Raw genomic sequence first — 15,880 nt, 5'->3', positions numbered from 1 at the left:
AATGGATGGACCGATGAAAGACCTTTTGCAGATCGACGGCCCGCGCCTGTGGGCGAGCCTCATGGAGATGGCGCGTGTTGGCGCGACGGCGGGCGGCGGCGTGCGCCGCCTCGCGCTCACCGAAGAAGACCGGCGCGGGCGCGAGTTGTTCGCGCGCTGGTGCCGCGAGGCGGGCATGACGGTGTGGACCGACGAAGTGGGGAACCTGTTCGCGCGCCGCGAAGGCGACGATGCGCAGGCTGCGCCGGTGCTGATGGGCAGCCACCTCGACTCGCAGCCCGAAGGCGGCCGCTTCGACGGCGTATACGGCGTGCTCGCCGCTCTCGAAGTCGTGCGCGCGCTCAACGACGCGGGCGCACGCACCGTGAAGCCGATCGAAATCTGCTCGTGGACCAACGAGGAGGGCGCGCGCTTCACGCCGGCGATGCTGGGCTCGGCGGTCTTCACTGGCGCGATGACGCTGGCGGAGGCACTCTCGCGCACGGACGCCGACGGCGTGACGCTCGGCGCCGCGCTCGACGCATGCGGCGTGCGCGGCACGCGCGCCGTGCAAGGCGTCGCCGTCGACGCCTACTTCGAAGCTCATATCGAACAGGGCCCGATTCTGGAGGCGAACGAGACGACCATCGGCGTCGTGACGGGCGGCCAGGCGATCCGCTGGTTCGACGTGAACGTGACGGGCGTGGCCGCGCACGCGGGCACGACGCCGATGCGCTATCGCAAGGACGCATGGTTCGGCGCGGCGCAGATGTCGCTCGAGATCGAACGCACGATGGCGCGCTACGCACCGCGCGGTCTCGTGACGATCGGCCAGGCGCAGATCGCAAACTCGTCGCGCAACACGATTGCGGCGAACCTGACGTTCACGGTCGATCTGCGCCATCCCGACGATGCGCAGCTCGACGCGATGGAGCGCGACTTGCGCGCGCTATGCGCGGACGTCGCCGCACAGCGCGGCCTTGGTGCGCAGATCGCGCATTGCTGGACGAGCCCTGCCACGCCGTTCGACGCGCGGTGCGTCGAGCTGGTCGCGCAGGCAACGGCGCGCTTTGGTTATCCGCACGAGCGTATCGTGAGCGGTGCGGGCCACGACGCGATCCACCTCGCGCGCTACTGCCCGACCGCGATGGTGTTCATTCCCTGCGTGGCCGGTCTTTCGCACAACGAAGCCGAGGACGCTCTGCCGGAAGACATCACGGCCGGCGCGAACGTGTTGCTCAACGCCGTCGCGGCGCGCGCGGGCGTGCGCCTGGCCGTTGAAGTGGAAAACCCGGCCGACGCGTAAAAGAAATAGAAGGAGAACTGAGCATGAAAACCTGGTTTCACCCCGATCAGCTGCTGCACCATCCGCGCGCCTATTTCTCGCGCGGCCAGTTGCGTGCGCCGCAGGAAGTGCCACAGCGTGCCGAGCATCTCGTTGCCGCGGCGCGCTCGCTTGGCTTCGACGTGCAGGCGCCCGCCGATTTCGGCACCGCGCCCATCGCCGCCGTGCACGACATGAACTATCTGCGTTTTCTCGAAGAAGCGCACACTGAATGGAAGCGCGTGCCCGAAGATTGGGGCGAAGAGGTGATGTCGAACATCTACGTGCGCGAGCCGAATCCGCTGCGTGGCGTGCTCGCGCAGGCGGCGCGCTATCTCGCGGACGGCAGTTGCCCCATCGGTACGAATACCTGGCGTGCGGCCTACTGGTCGGCGCAAAGCGCGCTGGCGGCGGCCGCATGCGTGAACGAAGGCGCGCGCGAGTCGTACGCGCTCTCGCGTCCGCCCGGCCACCATGCCCGCGCGGACGCGGCGGGCGGCTTCTGCTATCTGAACAACGCGGCCATCGCGGCGCAGTCGCTGCGCAGCCGCTTCGAGCGTGTGGCGATCCTCGACACCGACATGCACCACGGCCAGGGCGTCCAGGAGATCTTCTACGGCCGCAGCGACGTGCTCTACATCTCGATTCACGGCGATCCGACCAACTTCTATCCCGTGGTCGCGGGCTACGAGGAAGAGCGCGGCAACGGTGCTGGCGAGGGCTACAACGTCAATCTGCCGATGCCGCATGGCGCGTCCGAAGCCGACTTCTTCGAGCGCGTGAAGGCGGCGCTGCGGGTGCTCAGGCGCTTCGAGCCGGACGCGCTCGTGCTGGCGCTCGGCTTCGACATCTACAAGGACGATCCGCAGTCGAAAGTCGCCGTGACCACCGAGGGTTTCGGCCGGCTCGGCGCGGAGATCGGCGCGCTCGGCCTGCCTTCGGTGATCGTGCAGGAAGGCGGCTATCACCTCGAAAGCCTCGAAGACAACGCACGCGCATTCTTCGGCGGTTTTACGGGAGCGCGCTGATCAGCGCGTGAACGTGCGCTTCAGGCCAGCAGCAGCCACGCCCCGCACGCGAGTCCTACCGTCGCGTAGACCGCGTAAGCGGGGAGCTTGAGCTTGCCGAAGCACATCGCCGAGAAGACGGCCGTCAGCAGATAAGACAGATGCAGCGGCACGTGCCGCGCGATATGCCAGACGGCGATCGCGAGGAACGCGGTGGTCGCGGCGCGCAGCACGCGCATGGCGTGCTCGAAGCGCGGGTTCGCCTTCATGCGGTGCAGGTGCCGCCGCGCGAGCACGACGAGGCAGCCCGACGGCACGAACAGCGCGAGCGTGGCGATGAGCGCGCCGACCCAGCCATCGACGAGATAGCCGAAGAACGGCACCACGTTCAGGAGCGGCCCCGGCGAAAGCGGCGAGAGCGTGAACGCCAGCGTGAAGTCGTCGTTGGTGATGCCGATCGCGGGCGTGACGAACAGCGTTTTCAGCACGGGCAGCGCCGAAAAGCCGCCGCCAAACAGCGTCATGCCCGCGCCCGCGAGACGCGGCCAGAGCAGCGCCGAGTCGAGCGGATGCGGCAGCGGCAGCGCGAACACGACGATCAGCGCGGCCAGCGCGGCGAGCAATTGCCCATCGCGCCGTGTCACGCGTAATTCGAGCCGCTGCGAAGGCACGGGGCTTGCGAGCCAGCCCGCGGCAAACGCGACGAGCAGAATCGCCACGTAGGCCGCGCCGCTCGCCGCGAGCGCGAGGGCCGCACAGGCAGCGATCGCCACGCCCCATTCGAGCGGGCCGCGCACGAGCGCACGCGTCTGCCTGTACCAGGTCACGCCGATCAGCATGGCGAGCACCACGCTGAAATGGTCGAGCAGCGTGCGCGAGGCGACCGCATGCACGAGCGGCGTGCGGTAGAAAATGGCGAACAGCGTCATCAGCGCGAAGAAGGGCAGCACGCTCGCCACGCCCGCGACCCACGCGCCCGCGCGTCCGCGCAGCGCATGGCCGAGTTGCACCGCGACGTTGCAGCCTACCGGCCCCGGCACCATCCAGGCGAGTGCTACCAGATCCGAGAATGCGGTTTGCGTGAGACGCGCTTCGCGCTCCACGTAGTGCTGCTCGAGTTGCGCCATGAGTGCGAGGCCGCCCCATGAGACCGCGGACACGGTCAGCACGACGCGAAAGAGCGTCAGGAGCGGTTCGTGATGGTCGCGGATTGGCGCCGCGATCGCTTCGTCGGTGCGGGTTTGCATGGCTGCATCGTGCGGGCGAAGGTCAGTGCGGATCTGTGCGCGAAGGCACGCGGTTCGCGCAACTCACTGGAAAGCGTGGACAATGCGCAATCTGCGCGCCGGCCTCGCGTCAGCGCGATTGCGGCGCGTCGCTCAGGCGCTCGTTGCGGCGATCTTCGCGTGCGGCTTGCGTGCCCGCCGGCTGCGTCGCGCTACAGACGCCGAAGCGCTCGATCAGCGCGGCCACGCCTTCCACGGGCACGGGGCGCGAGAACAGGAAGCCCTGCGCCTCGATCGGGCCGAGCGCGGAGAGCCACGCGATCTGCTCTTCGGTTTCGGTGCCCTCGACGACTACCGTGAGCCCGAGCGAGCGCGCGAGATTGACGATCGCCGAGACCATCACGCACACGCTGCGGTCGGCGGGGATGGCCTGCACGAACGAGCGGTCGACCTTGAGCGTGTCGACGGCGAAGCGGTTCAGGTAGGACAGCGACGAATAGCCGGTGCCGAAGTCGTCTAGCGCGACGCGCACGCCAAGGCGCTTCAGCGCGAAGATCTTTTCCGAAACGAGCTCCGGGTACTCCATCATCGCGGTTTCGGTGATCTCGAGTTCGAGCCGGTGCGCGGCAATGCCGGTTTCCTCGATGGCGCGCGCTACGGTCTCGTACAGGTCGCCGCGCCAGAACTGCACCGCCGAGATGTTGATGGCGAGCGTGAGCGACTCGTAGCCCTGCTGCTGCCACTGCGCGAGTTGCGCGCACGCGGTACGGATCACGAAGTCGCCTACGGGCACGATGAGGCCCGTGGATTCGGCCACAGGAATGAATTCGCCCGCAGGAATGAGTCCGTATTGCGGATGGTTCCAGCGCACGAGCGCCTCGAAGCCCGTGATGCAGCGCCGGCGCAGATCGATCTTCGGCTGGTAGGCGAGAAAGAGCTGGTCCTCGGCGAGCGCGACGCGCAGCTGCTGCTCCCACTTCATCAGGTGGTCGGCGCGGTGGGCGAGTTGCGGCGAGTAGAAGCGAAAGCAGTTGCGTCCGGCCTCCTTGGCGGCGTACATCGCGAGGTCGGCTTTCTTGAGCAGATCGATTTCGCTTTCGTGCGCGACCGCGAAGAGCGCGATGCCCGTGCTCGCGTGCAGCACGAAGGCGCTGCCGCGCACGTCGAACGGATGCGTGAACGCGGCGTTGGTGGCTTCGGCGAGCGCGATGGCGCGTTTTTCGATGTCGTCGCCCTTCACGATCACCACGAACTCGTCGCCGCCGATGCGCGCAAGCGTGCCCGCGCCGCCCACGGCGTCGGCGAGGCGCGCGGCGCTCATCTGCAGCACGATGTCGCCGGCGTTGTGGCCCAGCGTGTCGTTGACCGTCTTGAAATTGTCGAGGTCGATGAAGAGGATGGCGAGCCGCCCGAGGTTGCCCGGCTGCGAGACCTCATGGCGCAAACGCTGCAGCGTGGCGTAGCGGTTGGGCAGGCCCGTGAGGAGGTCGTACTGCACGAGTTGCGACATCTCGCGCTCGCGCCCGAGCAGCTTGCCGATCAGTCCCGTGGCCACGGCGAAGAACGAGAGCATGGCGAGCGAGATGAACGTCGCCATCATCAGGTAGACGTCGCGCGTGTGGTTGTAGTCGGCAAATTCCTCGGCCTGCGAGAGACCGACCAGCACGGCGAGCGGATAGCCATCGATATGGCGGTACGAGACGATGCGCGTCACGTGATCGATCGGGTCGACGTAGGTGCCCGACACATGCTCGGAAATGGGATACACGCCGCTCGCGGAGAACGTGCCGTTCGCGCGCTCGGCGCTGCCCGTGCGGCGTGCGAGCACGGCGCCGCTGTCCGAGATCACGGCGATCACGCCGTCGCGGCCGATCGCGGCGTTGTTGTAGAAGTCGCTCGTGAAGTAGCTCGGGTCCTCAGAAACCACGACGACGCCCGCGAACGAGCCGTCCGGGTGATTGAGGCGGCGCGTCATCTGCAGGGTCCAGTGGCCGGACACGCGGCCGAGCACCGGCTTGCTGATATAGAGCTGGTCGTCGTTCTCGTGCTCGTGCACCTTGAAGTGCTCGCGGTCCGAGAGGTCGATGGGCTTGGGATTCGGATCGGCCGTGTTGGCGACGAGCGTGCCGTGCTCGTCGATGATCGACACCTGCACGAGCGAGTCGCTCTGCACCACACCCTTTTCGACTGTGCTGCCGAGATCGAAGCGGCCCGGCGACTTTTCGAACTCGTACTTCACGAAGCGCGTGATCTGGTCGACCTGGTGGATCGCCTTGACCGTGTGCTGTTCGAGCGCCGCCGAGAGGATCGCCGCCGAGGCCGTGGCCTCGCGCATGGTCGCTTCCTTCTCGACTGAGAGACGCGTGAAGATGACCGCCCACAGCAGCACGAGCACCAGCACGCCGAGCAGCGGAATGGCGAGCAGCGCGCGCGGACGCGTGTATGCCGGGCCGGGCGCGTTGCGCAGGCTCGAATCGCGCGAGAACGGAACCCGCGTGGCGCTCATCGCGGCCGCCGTAGGCGCGGGAACTCACACCGCGGATGCGGCGGCCGGAACGGCAAGGATGCGCTCGGTTGAGTCGGCGGCATGAAGGACGGATGGCTGGGGGAATACGTGCATTGCGCGCGCGCAATGCACGCCGGACGCGTCGTGCGTCCGATGTTTCGATATTACTGGTTGGGGAATGATTAAGGAAGCTGTGGTCCCTCGGGTATACGCGAGGGTCGCCTCAACCCGCGCGCGATGCTGATGTGCGGTGCATAGCTGCGAGGCGGTGCATCGTGGTCGATGCGCCTTGCATGAATCGGGGTGCCGCTGCGGGCGCTTAGCCGAGCCGGCAGGTCCCGTCGACGACGGTCACCGAGTGGCCGCCAATCCAGATCTTTTTCGCCGCATCGTCATAGTCGACGCGCACGCGCCCGTCGCGCCCGAGCGCCGTGCCCTGGCGCACTGTATAGCGTGCGCCCGAACGTCGGTTCTGCTGTTCGAGCAGCATGGCGATGGCGGCGTTCGCGCTGCCGGTGACGGGGTCTTCGCCCTTGCCGAGCCCGGTCATGAGGCAGCGCACTTCGAAGGTTGCGGGACCATCGGCCTCGTGCGGGCCGTAGGCGGCCACGCCATGTGCACCCACGCTCGCGGCAACGGCTTCGATCGCCTCGTAGTCGACGTCGAGCGCGAGCACCACTTGCGCCGACGCGAGACGGACGACGAGCCAGGGCGCGCCGTTGTCGACGCCGCAGGGCGCGGCCGAGAAGTCGACGGCGTTCGAGCGCAGCGCCGCGCGCAATGCGTCGAACTGTGCGGCGGCGAGCGGCGTCACGCGCGCGGGCGGCGCGGCGAAGGCCCATGCGCCGTTCTCCGCGGCGGCCAGATCGATGAGACCGGCGCCGCATTCCTGCACGAGGCGCCCGGGCGTCTTCGGCGTGCGGCCGCTTTCGAGAAACGCATGCGCCGTGCCGAGCGTCGGATGGCCTGCGAAGGGCAGTTCGCCTTTGGTCGTGAAGATGCGCACGCGGTAGTCGGCGCGCGCGTCGGTCGGGGCGAGCAGGAAGCTGGTTTCCGAGAGATTGGTCCAGCGCGCGATGGCCTGCATCTCGTCGCCGCTCAAACCGTCGGCGTCGAACACCACGGCGAGCGGGTTGCCCTTGAAGGGTACCGACGTGAAGACGTCGACCTGTTTGAAGCGGACGCTGGGCTGGGTCATGGCGGGACGATCATGGAAGGGGTAAGGCGCGACGCAAGAGGTGCGCCAGGTTGCGCGAACGCACAACAGAAAAATACGAGCCAGTGCGCGGACCTGGATGCGGGTCCGCGCACCTTACCGAAGCTCGCCGATGTCGCTTACTCGACTTCGGCGATCAGCTCGATCTCGACGCATGCGCCAAGCGGAATCTGCGCGACGCCGAAGGCCGAGCGCGCGTGCTTGCCCTTCTCGCCGAACACGTCGGCGATCAGCTCCGAAGCGCCGTTCGTGACGACGTGCTGTTCCGTGAAGGTGAGCGTCGAGTTCACGAGGCTCATGAGCTTGACCACGCGCTTGACCTTGTTGAGGTCGCCCGTGTGGGCGTGCAGCGTGGCGAGCAGGTCGATCGCGATCGAGCGCGCGGCGGCCTTGCCTTCCTCGGTCGTGAGCGACTCGCCGAGCTTGCCGGCCCACACCTTGCCGTCCTTCTTGGCGATGTGACCCGACAGGTACACCGTGTTGCCGCTCTGGGCGCTCATCACGTAGGCCGCGGCGGGCGCGCCTGCCTGGGGCAGGGTGATGCCGAGCTGTTCGAGACGGTCGTAGATGTTGATGTCAGCCATGATCAGGATTCCTCGTTCGGGTGTTGAGTCGGAAAGAGCCTGGCGCTGCGCCAGGCCTTCGCCGGGCTTGCGTCAGGCGTGCGCGCGGATCAGGGCCGCGAGCTTCGCGACGCCTTCTTCGATCTTCGCGGGCGGCACCGTGACGAACGACAGGCGCAGCTTGTTGTGTTGCGGCTCGTCGGCGAAGAACGGCGCGCCGGGCACGAAGGCCACGTTCTGCGCGACGGCTTCGGCCAGCAGCTTCATGCTGTCGATGTTCGAGGGCAGCGTCACCCAGATGAACATGCCGCCTTCGGGGCGGTTCCAGCTCACGCCTTCGGGCATGTTGCGCTTGAGCGAGTCGAGCATCGCCTCGCACTGGTCGCGATAGAGCGCGCGCACCTTCGGGATGTGCGTGTCGAGGAAGCCGTCCTTCACCACCTCGTAGACGATGCGCTGCGTGAAGCTCGGCGTGTGCAGATCGGTGGCCTGCTTGGCCTGCACCAGTTTGAAGTGCAGGTCTTCGGGCGCAATGATGTAGCCCACGCGCAGGCCCGGGGCCAGGATCTTCGAGAACGAGCCCAGATGCACGACATGCTCGGGCGCGAGCGAGTGCACCGTCGGCAGCGGCTCGCCCGCGTAGAGGAGCGCGCCGTAGGGGTCGTCTTCGATCACGGGGAACGGCGAGTGCTTCGCGAATTCCGCGAGTGCCCGGCGGCGTTCGAGCGGCAGGCGGCGGCCCGTGGGGTTCTGGAAGTTCGGGATCGCGTAGAGCAGGCGCGCGCCGGCCGTGAGTTCGGGCGTCAGGCCTTCGGGCACGAGGCCTTTTTCGTCGGTCGGGACCTGGACGTACTTCGGCTCGTAAAGCGAGAACGACTGCAGCGCGCCGAGGTAGGTGGGCGTTTCCACGAGCACGGGGCTATTGGGGCAGACCAGCACCTTGCCGATCAGGTCGAGCGCCTGCTGCGAACCCGTGGTGATGAGCACCTGCGAGGGACGCACCGTCACGCCGCCCACCGAGTGGCGCGCGGCAATCCATTCGCGCAGCGGCATATAGCCTTCGGTCGCGCTGTACTGGAGGGCGCCCGAGGGGTCGTCGCGCAGGATGCGGTCGGCGGCGGCGCGCATTTCCTCGGCCGGGAAGCTGGCCGGCGCGGGCAGGCCGCCCGCGAACGAAATGACTTCGGGACGCTCGGTGACCTTCAGGATTTCGCGAATCGCCGAGCTGGTCAGCTTGATTGCACGCTCGGACAGTTGCCACGCGGGCGCGGCCTTGAGATCGCTCTGGTCCATGGGGTCTCCTTGTTGGGGTGAGGCGAGTGACTGTTCAGCGGCGGCATGGGGCGCGATCGCGCGCCGCCGGATGCCGCCGAAAACCTTGAATTATGACGCGAAACCGGCTCATGCGCGCGCGGGCGCCGGGGCCGTGCCGATCGCCGCGCGGCGACCGAGTACGACTGTGGCGATCACCGCGGCCGCGTAGAGCCACGCCGAGGGCGCGACCTGCTCGCCGAAAAAGAGCGCCGAGAACGCCATCGTGAAGAAAATCTGCAGCAGCTGTACCTGGCCCACGCGCGCCGTACCGCCCATGGCGAGCCCCGCGTACCACGCGAAAAAGCCGATGAACTGCGAAAACAGCGTGACGTAGCCGAAGGCGAGCCAGGTCTTGAGCGCGACGGGGCCGGGGTGCGCCACGTGATGCGCCCATGCGAGCCAGCCCACCGGCAGCGCGAGGAACGGCGCCGAGAGCACGAGCGCCCAGCAGATCACCTGCCAGCCGCCCAGTTGACGCGCGAGGCGCGCGCCTTCGGCGTAGCCGAGCGCACCGATGCCCACCGCGATGAGCATCCACGCGTCGCCCGCATGCAGCGAGCCGCCGCCCGCCTGGAGCGCGAACGCGACCACAAGAGCGCTGCCGATGAGCGCGCTGGCCCAGAACGCCTTCGAGGGCCGCTCGTGCGAGAGCCACGCCGCGTAGATCGCCACGGCGAGCGGCTGCAGGCCGTTGACGATGGCGCCGTGCGAGGCCGGCACGGTCTTCATCGCGAAGGCGGAAAACACCGGAAACGCGACGATCACGCCAAGCGACACCACGGCGAGGCTCTTGACCTGCGGCCAGGTGGGCCATGTCTCGCGACGGATGGCGAGCAGCAGCGCGGCCGGCACGGCGGCGGCGAGTGCGCGGCCGAGGCCGTTCAGAAGCGGGTGGAATTCGGCGACGACGATGCGCGTCATCGGCAGCGTGAGGCTAAAGATCATGACGCCGACGAGGCCGAGCAGCATGCCTTGGGTTTCGCGTGCTTTCATGCGGGACTTTGCGCTCGACGGATCAGCGTGCCGGCGCGCCGAGCGTGCGCGGACCGGACGGGGTTTCGAACTGCGCGACGAGCGCGGGCGAGAGGGCTTCCTCCACGGCGATCAGGTGCGCCGCGCCGAGCCACTGCAACTGCTCGCGCGCCGCCTGCGCCTCTGGGTGAAACCCGGTGAGGGACGTGAGCGCGATGCCGATGTCGGCCAGAACCTGCGACGGATGATGCGCCGTATCCCACTGGATCAGCGAGGGCAAAATGCCGTCGCCCGCGCCTTGCCAGGCCGGGAAAGCGCCGTTTTCCGGAACGGTGAGCTGCCACGAGAAGTCGCCGCGCGTCATCGGCACGAGCGCGGGAATGCGCTGGGGATACTGCTCGCGCCAGCGTGCGAGGCTCTTCGGCGGATCGACGCGCGCGACCCAATGCGACAGGTACGGCCCCTGTTCGAGGCGCGCCAGTACGGCGGGGTCGTCGAGCGCGAACAGGCGCGCGCGGGCGTTCGCGTCGCTTTTCGCCGCCGGATCGACCGCGATGACTTCCAGATACGCACCGCCCCACAGCCCGAGCAGACGGTTGTGCGTGCGCATGAGCGGGTGAGCGCCGCCGCCCGCGGGCGCGGCGCCGAGCGCGTCGCTCACGTACGTCACGCCTTCTTCCAGCGTGCGCGCGGCAACGACGAGATGATCGAGGCGAAGCGGCGAGGCGTTCATGGGCGGTCGAGCGGAGCCAAAAATACGGAGGGGCCGGAGAGAAGGGGGACAGGAGCCTGCGCCTGGACAGTGTGCCGACGCCGCTACCGAATCCTTACCGGTACGCATGCGATCAAATGTACCGGTATGGTGGCAGACAGTAACGGTACAATCGGCCCGATAGTGCTCTGTACAGTTCGAGTTCAGGGAGTCCTCATGTCCTCCGTACCGCTAGACCAGATTCCCGCCCCGCACGACGCGGCGACGCTCACGCTCGTCGACCAGCTCGTGCAGTGGGGCCGCCGCCGCATCGAGGAGCGCGTGTTCCGGCCCGGCATGCGCATGCCGTCCATCCGCAAGCTCGCGCTCGACAAGGGCGTCTCGCGCTTCACCGTGGTCGAGGCGTACGAGCGTCTGGTCGCGCAGGGCTACCTCGACTCGCGGCGCGGTTCCGGTTTCTATGTGCGCGAGCGGCTGGCGCTCGTGGCCGGCGGCGAACGCCAGCCGCTGACTGCGGGCGTCCCGGCGCGCGCCGACGCGGTTGCTGCCCCCGCGCCGCCCACCATCGACGTGGTCTGGCTGCTGCGCAACATGCTTCACACATCCACGCGGCCGGAAAAAGGGCCGGGTTTGGGCTATCTGCCCGCGCGCTGGCTGGATGGCGAGCTGCTGACCGGCGCGATGCGCTCGCTTGGCCGCCAGAGCGGCACGCAACTGCTGGGCTTCGGCTCACCGCAAGGCTTCCTGCCGCTGCGCCAGCAACTCCAGACGCGCATGGCGGAACTCGAGATCGGCGCGACGCCCGACCAGATCGTGCTCGTCTCCGGCATCACCCAGGCGATCGACCTGCTCGCACGCATCTATGTGCAGCCCGGCGACACGGTGATCGTGGGCGACCCCGCGTGGTTCCAGATGTTCGGGCGCTTCGCCTCGCAGGGCGCGCGGCTCGTCGGCATGCCGTACACGCCAGACGGGCCGGACCTCGACGCGCTCGAAGCGCTGGTCGAGACCTGGCGGCCGAGAATGCTCGTCATCAATTCGGTGCTGCAAAATCCCACGGGCACCTCGCTTACCGCCGCGCAGGCGTTCCGCATTCTGCGGCTTGCCGAACAGTACGATTTCATCGTCGTCGAAGACGATATCTACGGCGACCTCTGCCCGGCCGGCTATCCGGCCACGCGCCTCGCGAGCCTCGACCAGCTTCGCCGCGTGATCTATCTCGGCAGCTTTTCGAAGACGCTCGCACCGAACCTGCGCGTGGGCTATATCGCGAGCGCGCTCGACGTGACCCAGGCGGTGGCGGACCAGAAAATGCTCGTCGGCATGACGAGCCCGGAACTCAATGAGCGTGTGCTGTACCGCGTGCTCACGGAGGGTCACTACCGGCGTCACGTGGAGCGCCTGCGTGCACGGCTGGACGGCGTGCGCGACAAGGCGGAGCGCATGCTGGAGCGCGCCGGCCTGCGCCTTTTTGCGGCGCCGGGCGCCGGCATGTTCCTGTGGGCGGACACGGGCGTCGACGCGGATGCGCTCACCGCGGCGGGCCACGAAGCGGGTTTCCTCCTCGCGCCGGGGAGCCTGTTCTCGCCGCACCAGTCGCCGACCACGTGGATGCGCTTCAACATCGCCAACTGCGGCGACCCTGCGCTGCCCGCGTTCCTCGCCGACTACCTCGAAGGCGTGGGCCGGCGGGGCGGCTCTTGAAAACGGTGCCGTCTGTCCCCAACTGGGCGGGCGGCGCGCCGCGATGCGAATTGCCGAGAACTCGCGGCCACAAATTTGTCAGACTAGAACTGCAACGTAAGAGGACTCGACCATGGCACAAGAAACCATGAGCTTCCAGGCAGAAGTGAAACAGCTTCTGCACCTGATGATCCATTCGCTGTACAGCAACAAGGAAATCTTCCTGCGCGAACTCATCTCGAACGCATCGGACGCGGCGGACAAGCTGCGCTTCGAGGCGATCGCGAACAGCGCGCTCTATGAGAACGATCCGAATCTGCGCATCCGCGTGGGCTTCGATAAGGAAGCGCGCACCATCACGATCGACGACAACGGCATCGGCATGAGCCATGACGAAGCCGTGTCGAACCTCGGGACGATCGCGCGCTCGGGTACGAAGGAATTCTTCGGCAAGCTCTCGGGCGACCAGCAGAAGGACGCGGCGCTGATCGGCCAGTTCGGCGTGGGCTTCTATTCGGGCTTCATCGTCGCGGACAAGATCACCGTGGAAAGCCGCCGCGCGGGCCTGACGGCGGGCGAAGGCGTGCGCTGGACGAGCGCGGGCGAGGGCGAGTTCGCCGTCGAGGCGATCGAGCGCGCGCAGCGCGGCACGACGATTACGCTGCATCTGCGCGAAGGCGAGGACGAGCTGCTTTCCGCATGGAAGATCAAGTCGATCATCCAGAAGTATTCGGATCACGTCGGTCTGCCCATCGAGATGAAGAAGGAAGAATGGGACGCCGAAAAGAGCGAGATGGTCACGAAGGACGAGTACGAGACCATCAACCAGGCGAGCGCGCTGTGGACGCGTTCGAAGAGCGAGATCAGCGACGAGCAGTATCAGCAGTTCTATCAGCACCTCGCGCACGACCACCAGAACCCGCTCGCGTGGACGCATAACCGCGTGGAAGGCCGCAGCGAATATACGCAGTTGCTTTACGTGCCGTCGCATGCGCCGTTCGACCTGTGGAATCGCGATCACAAGAGCGGTCTGAAGCTCTACGTGAAGCGCGTGTTCATCATGGACGACGCCGAGCAGCTGCTGCCGAACTATCTGCGCTTCGTGAAGGGCGTGGTCGATTCGAGCGATCTGCCGCTCAACGTCTCGCGCGAAATCCTCCAGGAAAGCCGCGACGTCAAGGCGATTCGCGACGGCGTGACCAAGCGCGTGCTCTCGATGCTCGAAGAGATGGCGAACGCTGTTACGGACGCCGAAGCAAGCGAAGAGGACAAGGCGAAGTACGCGACGTTCTGGGCCGAGTTCGGCCAGGTGCTCAAGGAAGGCATCGGCGAGGATCACGCCAATCGCGAGCGCGTGGCGAAGCTCGCGCGTTTCGCGTCCACGCACAACGACACGAACGAGCAGACCGTCACGCTCGCCGACTACGTGGCGCGCATGAAGCCCGAGCAGACGAAGATCTACTACGTCACGGCGGATACGTGGCAAGCCGCGAAGAACAGCCCGCACCTCGAAGTGTTCCGCAAGAAGGGCGTGGAAGTGCTGCTCCTCACGGACCGTGTGGACGAGTGGATGCTGTCGTTCCTGAACGAGTTCGACGGCAAGCCGCTCGCGAGCGTGGCGCGCGGCGACCTCGACCTCGGCGCGCTCAACGACGAGGAAAAGCAGCAGCAGGAGAAGGTGAGCGAAGAGTTGAAGCCGCTCGTCGAGCACATGAAGGAAGCGCTCAAGGCCAAGGCCAAGGACGTCCGTCTCACCTTCCGCCTGACCGATTCGCCCTCGTGCCTCGTGGCCGACGAAGGCGACATGAGCGGCTATCTGCAGCGCATGCTGAAGGCGGCGGGACAAAATGCTCCGCAGATGCAGCCGATCCTCGAAGTGAACCCGGAGCATCCGCTCGTGAAGGCGCTGCGCACCGATAGCGCGGACTTCGGCGACTGGTGCAATCTGCTGTTCGATCAGGCGTTGCTGGCGGAAGGCGGCGCGCTGGAAGATCCGGCCAGCTTCGTCAAGCGTACGAACGCGTTGCTGATTGCCCGCGCCGGATAAAGCGCGCGGCTTTGCGTGAGCGAAACCCCTTGCGGCTACCTGCTGCAAGGGGTTTTTCTTTTGTCCGCCGCGCTTGCAGCGAACTGAAATCCTCGCAGCCTATAATGCGCGCCATGCCTCTTCGATTCGATGCCGCTAACGCGCACTGGCGCGTCACGCCCTTGCCCGCCTTGAGCGCCGACCAGAAGGACTGGCTCACGCGCGGCGGTTCGCTCACGGCGCATTTGCGCACGCTCGGCCGCGTCGTGGTGCGGGTCACGCGCGAAGCCGTCGACATGCCCTGGTCCGATGAATGTGCCGCGCTCGGTCTGGCGCCGCGCGAGCGCGCGTGGGTGCGCGAGATCGTGCTCGAAGTCGATGGTGTGCCGTTCGTCGCCGCGCACAGCGTGACGCCACTCGCCGCGAGTCAAGGCGTGTGGCAGGCCATGCGCCGCTTACGTACGCGGCCGCTCGCGGAACTTCTCTATAGCGATAGCGGTGTGGCGCGCTCCGCGCTCGTGAGCCGGCGCGTAAGCGCGCGGCATCCGCTCCATACACTCGCGGCGCGCGAGCTCATGATCGAGGCGAAGCACACGCCGCATGCGTTCGTCGCGCGCCGCTCGGTATTCGAGCGCGCAGGCGCGCCGCTGCTCGTGACCGAATGCATGCTGCCCGCGCTGTGGTCGCGCCTCGCAAGCGGACCTTTGGCGCAAGAAGCCGGCGTGCATCTCGGACGCGAACGCGGCCCGCTCGATCACACCGCCTCGCGCGCGCATCACGCGCCGCGTTGAACGTGCCGCATCCGTTGCCATGACCTTCAAGCGCTGCTTCGATCCCGTCGTCGATGCACGCACGCGTGTGCTCATCCTCGGCAGTCTGCCTGGCGAGGCGTCGCTCGCGCATCAGCAGTATTACGCGCATAAGCAGAACAAGTTCTGGCATTTGATCGGCGATGTGATTGGCGAAGCGCTGCCGGGCATGAACTACGAAGCGCGACTGCAAGCGCTGCTCGAGCATCGCGTGGGGCTGTGGGACGTCATTGCGCAAGCGAAACGCGAAGGCAGTCTCGATAGCCGCATTCGCGACCACGCGGCGAACGATCTCGTGGCACTGATCGCCACGTTGCCCAATCTGGCGTGTATTGCGTTCAACGGCGGGACGGCTGCGAAGATCGGCACGCAGGCGCTGGCGGTGAGCCGCGTATCGCTCGATCTCGTCAAGCTACCGTCGAGCAGCCCGGCGTATGCGGCCGTGCCTTATGCGGGAAAGTTGCGCGAGTGGGAGAAGCTGCGCAAGTGGGTTTCGCCGTGACCGCTGCACCTGTCAATACACGGCAAAAGTGCGCGGCCGGA

At 67.1% G+C, this 15,880-nt stretch carries 13 protein-coding genes; 6 read left to right on the top strand and 7 right to left on the bottom strand.

All coding sequences use genetic code 11. The features are described from left to right. Positions 1 to 13: 13 nt before the first annotated feature. Positions 14 to 1,285 carry a Zn-dependent hydrolase gene (locus AB4Y36_RS20190; protein ID WP_368683926.1) on the top strand — a complete coding sequence of 424 codons (1,272 nt, stop codon included), beginning with the start codon at positions 14 to 16 and terminating at the stop codon, positions 1,283 to 1,285. A gap of 23 nt (positions 1,286 to 1,308) precedes the next feature. Next, on the top strand, positions 1,309 to 2,331 hold the full coding sequence (locus tag AB4Y36_RS20185; RefSeq protein WP_368683925.1) for a histone deacetylase family protein: 1,023 nt from the start codon (positions 1,309 to 1,311) through the stop codon (positions 2,329 to 2,331). Positions 2,332 to 2,351: 20 nt separating this feature from the next. Here AB4Y36_RS20185 and AB4Y36_RS20180 read toward each other — a convergent pair whose 3' ends face one another. The 7 genes from AB4Y36_RS20180 to AB4Y36_RS20150 form a co-directional block, all read right to left on the bottom strand. Next, entirely contained in the window at positions 2,352 to 3,557 is a 1,206-nt protein-coding gene (locus AB4Y36_RS20180) for a chromate transporter (protein WP_368683924.1), read from the bottom strand. Positions 3,558 to 3,666: 109 nt separating this feature from the next. Continuing rightward, a complete protein-coding gene (locus AB4Y36_RS20175; RefSeq protein WP_368683923.1) occupies positions 3,667 to 6,042 on the bottom strand; it encodes an EAL domain-containing protein in 2,376 nt (791 codons plus the stop codon). Between the two features lie 319 nt (positions 6,043 to 6,361). Continuing rightward, positions 6,362 to 7,240 carry a PhzF family phenazine biosynthesis protein gene (locus tag AB4Y36_RS20170; protein ID WP_368683922.1) on the bottom strand — a complete coding sequence of 293 codons (879 nt, stop codon included), beginning with the start codon at positions 7,238 to 7,240 and terminating at the stop codon, positions 6,362 to 6,364. 137 nt (positions 7,241 to 7,377) lie between these two features. Next, a complete protein-coding gene (locus AB4Y36_RS20165) occupies positions 7,378 to 7,842 on the bottom strand; it encodes a RidA family protein (protein WP_069265377.1) in 465 nt (154 codons plus the stop codon). A gap of 72 nt (positions 7,843 to 7,914) precedes the next feature. After that, on the bottom strand, positions 7,915 to 9,114 hold the full coding sequence (locus AB4Y36_RS20160; RefSeq protein WP_368683921.1) for a PLP-dependent aminotransferase family protein: 1,200 nt from the start codon (positions 9,112 to 9,114) through the stop codon (positions 7,915 to 7,917). 108 nt (positions 9,115 to 9,222) lie between these two features. After that, positions 9,223 to 10,128, bottom strand: a complete 906-nt coding sequence (locus tag AB4Y36_RS20155) for a DMT family transporter (RefSeq protein ID WP_368683920.1) — start codon at positions 10,126 to 10,128, stop codon at positions 9,223 to 9,225. 22 nt (positions 10,129 to 10,150) lie between these two features. Continuing rightward, complete coding sequence (locus AB4Y36_RS20150) at positions 10,151 to 10,840, bottom strand: VOC family protein (RefSeq protein WP_368683919.1); 690 nt, start codon at positions 10,838 to 10,840, stop codon at positions 10,151 to 10,153. A 195-nt stretch (positions 10,841 to 11,035) separates the two neighbouring features. Between AB4Y36_RS20150 and AB4Y36_RS20145 the strand changes: the two genes are divergently transcribed. The 4 genes from AB4Y36_RS20145 to AB4Y36_RS20130 all read left to right on the top strand — a co-directional run bounded on the left by AB4Y36_RS20145 (position 11,036) and on the right by AB4Y36_RS20130 (position 15,839). Continuing rightward, complete coding sequence (locus AB4Y36_RS20145; protein ID WP_368683918.1) at positions 11,036 to 12,523, top strand: PLP-dependent aminotransferase family protein; 1,488 nt, start codon at positions 11,036 to 11,038, stop codon at positions 12,521 to 12,523. Positions 12,524 to 12,635: 112 nt separating this feature from the next. Beyond that, positions 12,636 to 14,549, top strand: coding sequence for a molecular chaperone HtpG (gene htpG, locus AB4Y36_RS20140; protein ID WP_368683917.1), 1,914 nt, complete (start codon positions 12,636 to 12,638; stop codon positions 14,547 to 14,549). A gap of 113 nt (positions 14,550 to 14,662) precedes the next feature. Beyond that, positions 14,663 to 15,319: a chorismate lyase gene (locus AB4Y36_RS20135; RefSeq protein ID WP_368683916.1), complete on the top strand. Its 657-nt coding sequence runs from the start codon at positions 14,663 to 14,665 to the stop codon at positions 15,317 to 15,319. 19 nt (positions 15,320 to 15,338) lie between these two features. Beyond that, on the top strand, positions 15,339 to 15,839 hold the full coding sequence (locus AB4Y36_RS20130) for a DNA-deoxyinosine glycosylase (protein ID WP_368683915.1): 501 nt from the start codon (positions 15,339 to 15,341) through the stop codon (positions 15,837 to 15,839). Positions 15,840 to 15,880: the final 41 nt, after the last annotated feature.

This window comes from Paraburkholderia sp. BR10936, assembly GCF_040965735.1.
Classification (GTDB): domain Bacteria; phylum Pseudomonadota; class Gammaproteobacteria; order Burkholderiales; family Burkholderiaceae; genus Paraburkholderia; species Paraburkholderia nodosa_A.
This window is presented reverse-complemented; position numbering and strand designations above follow the sequence as displayed.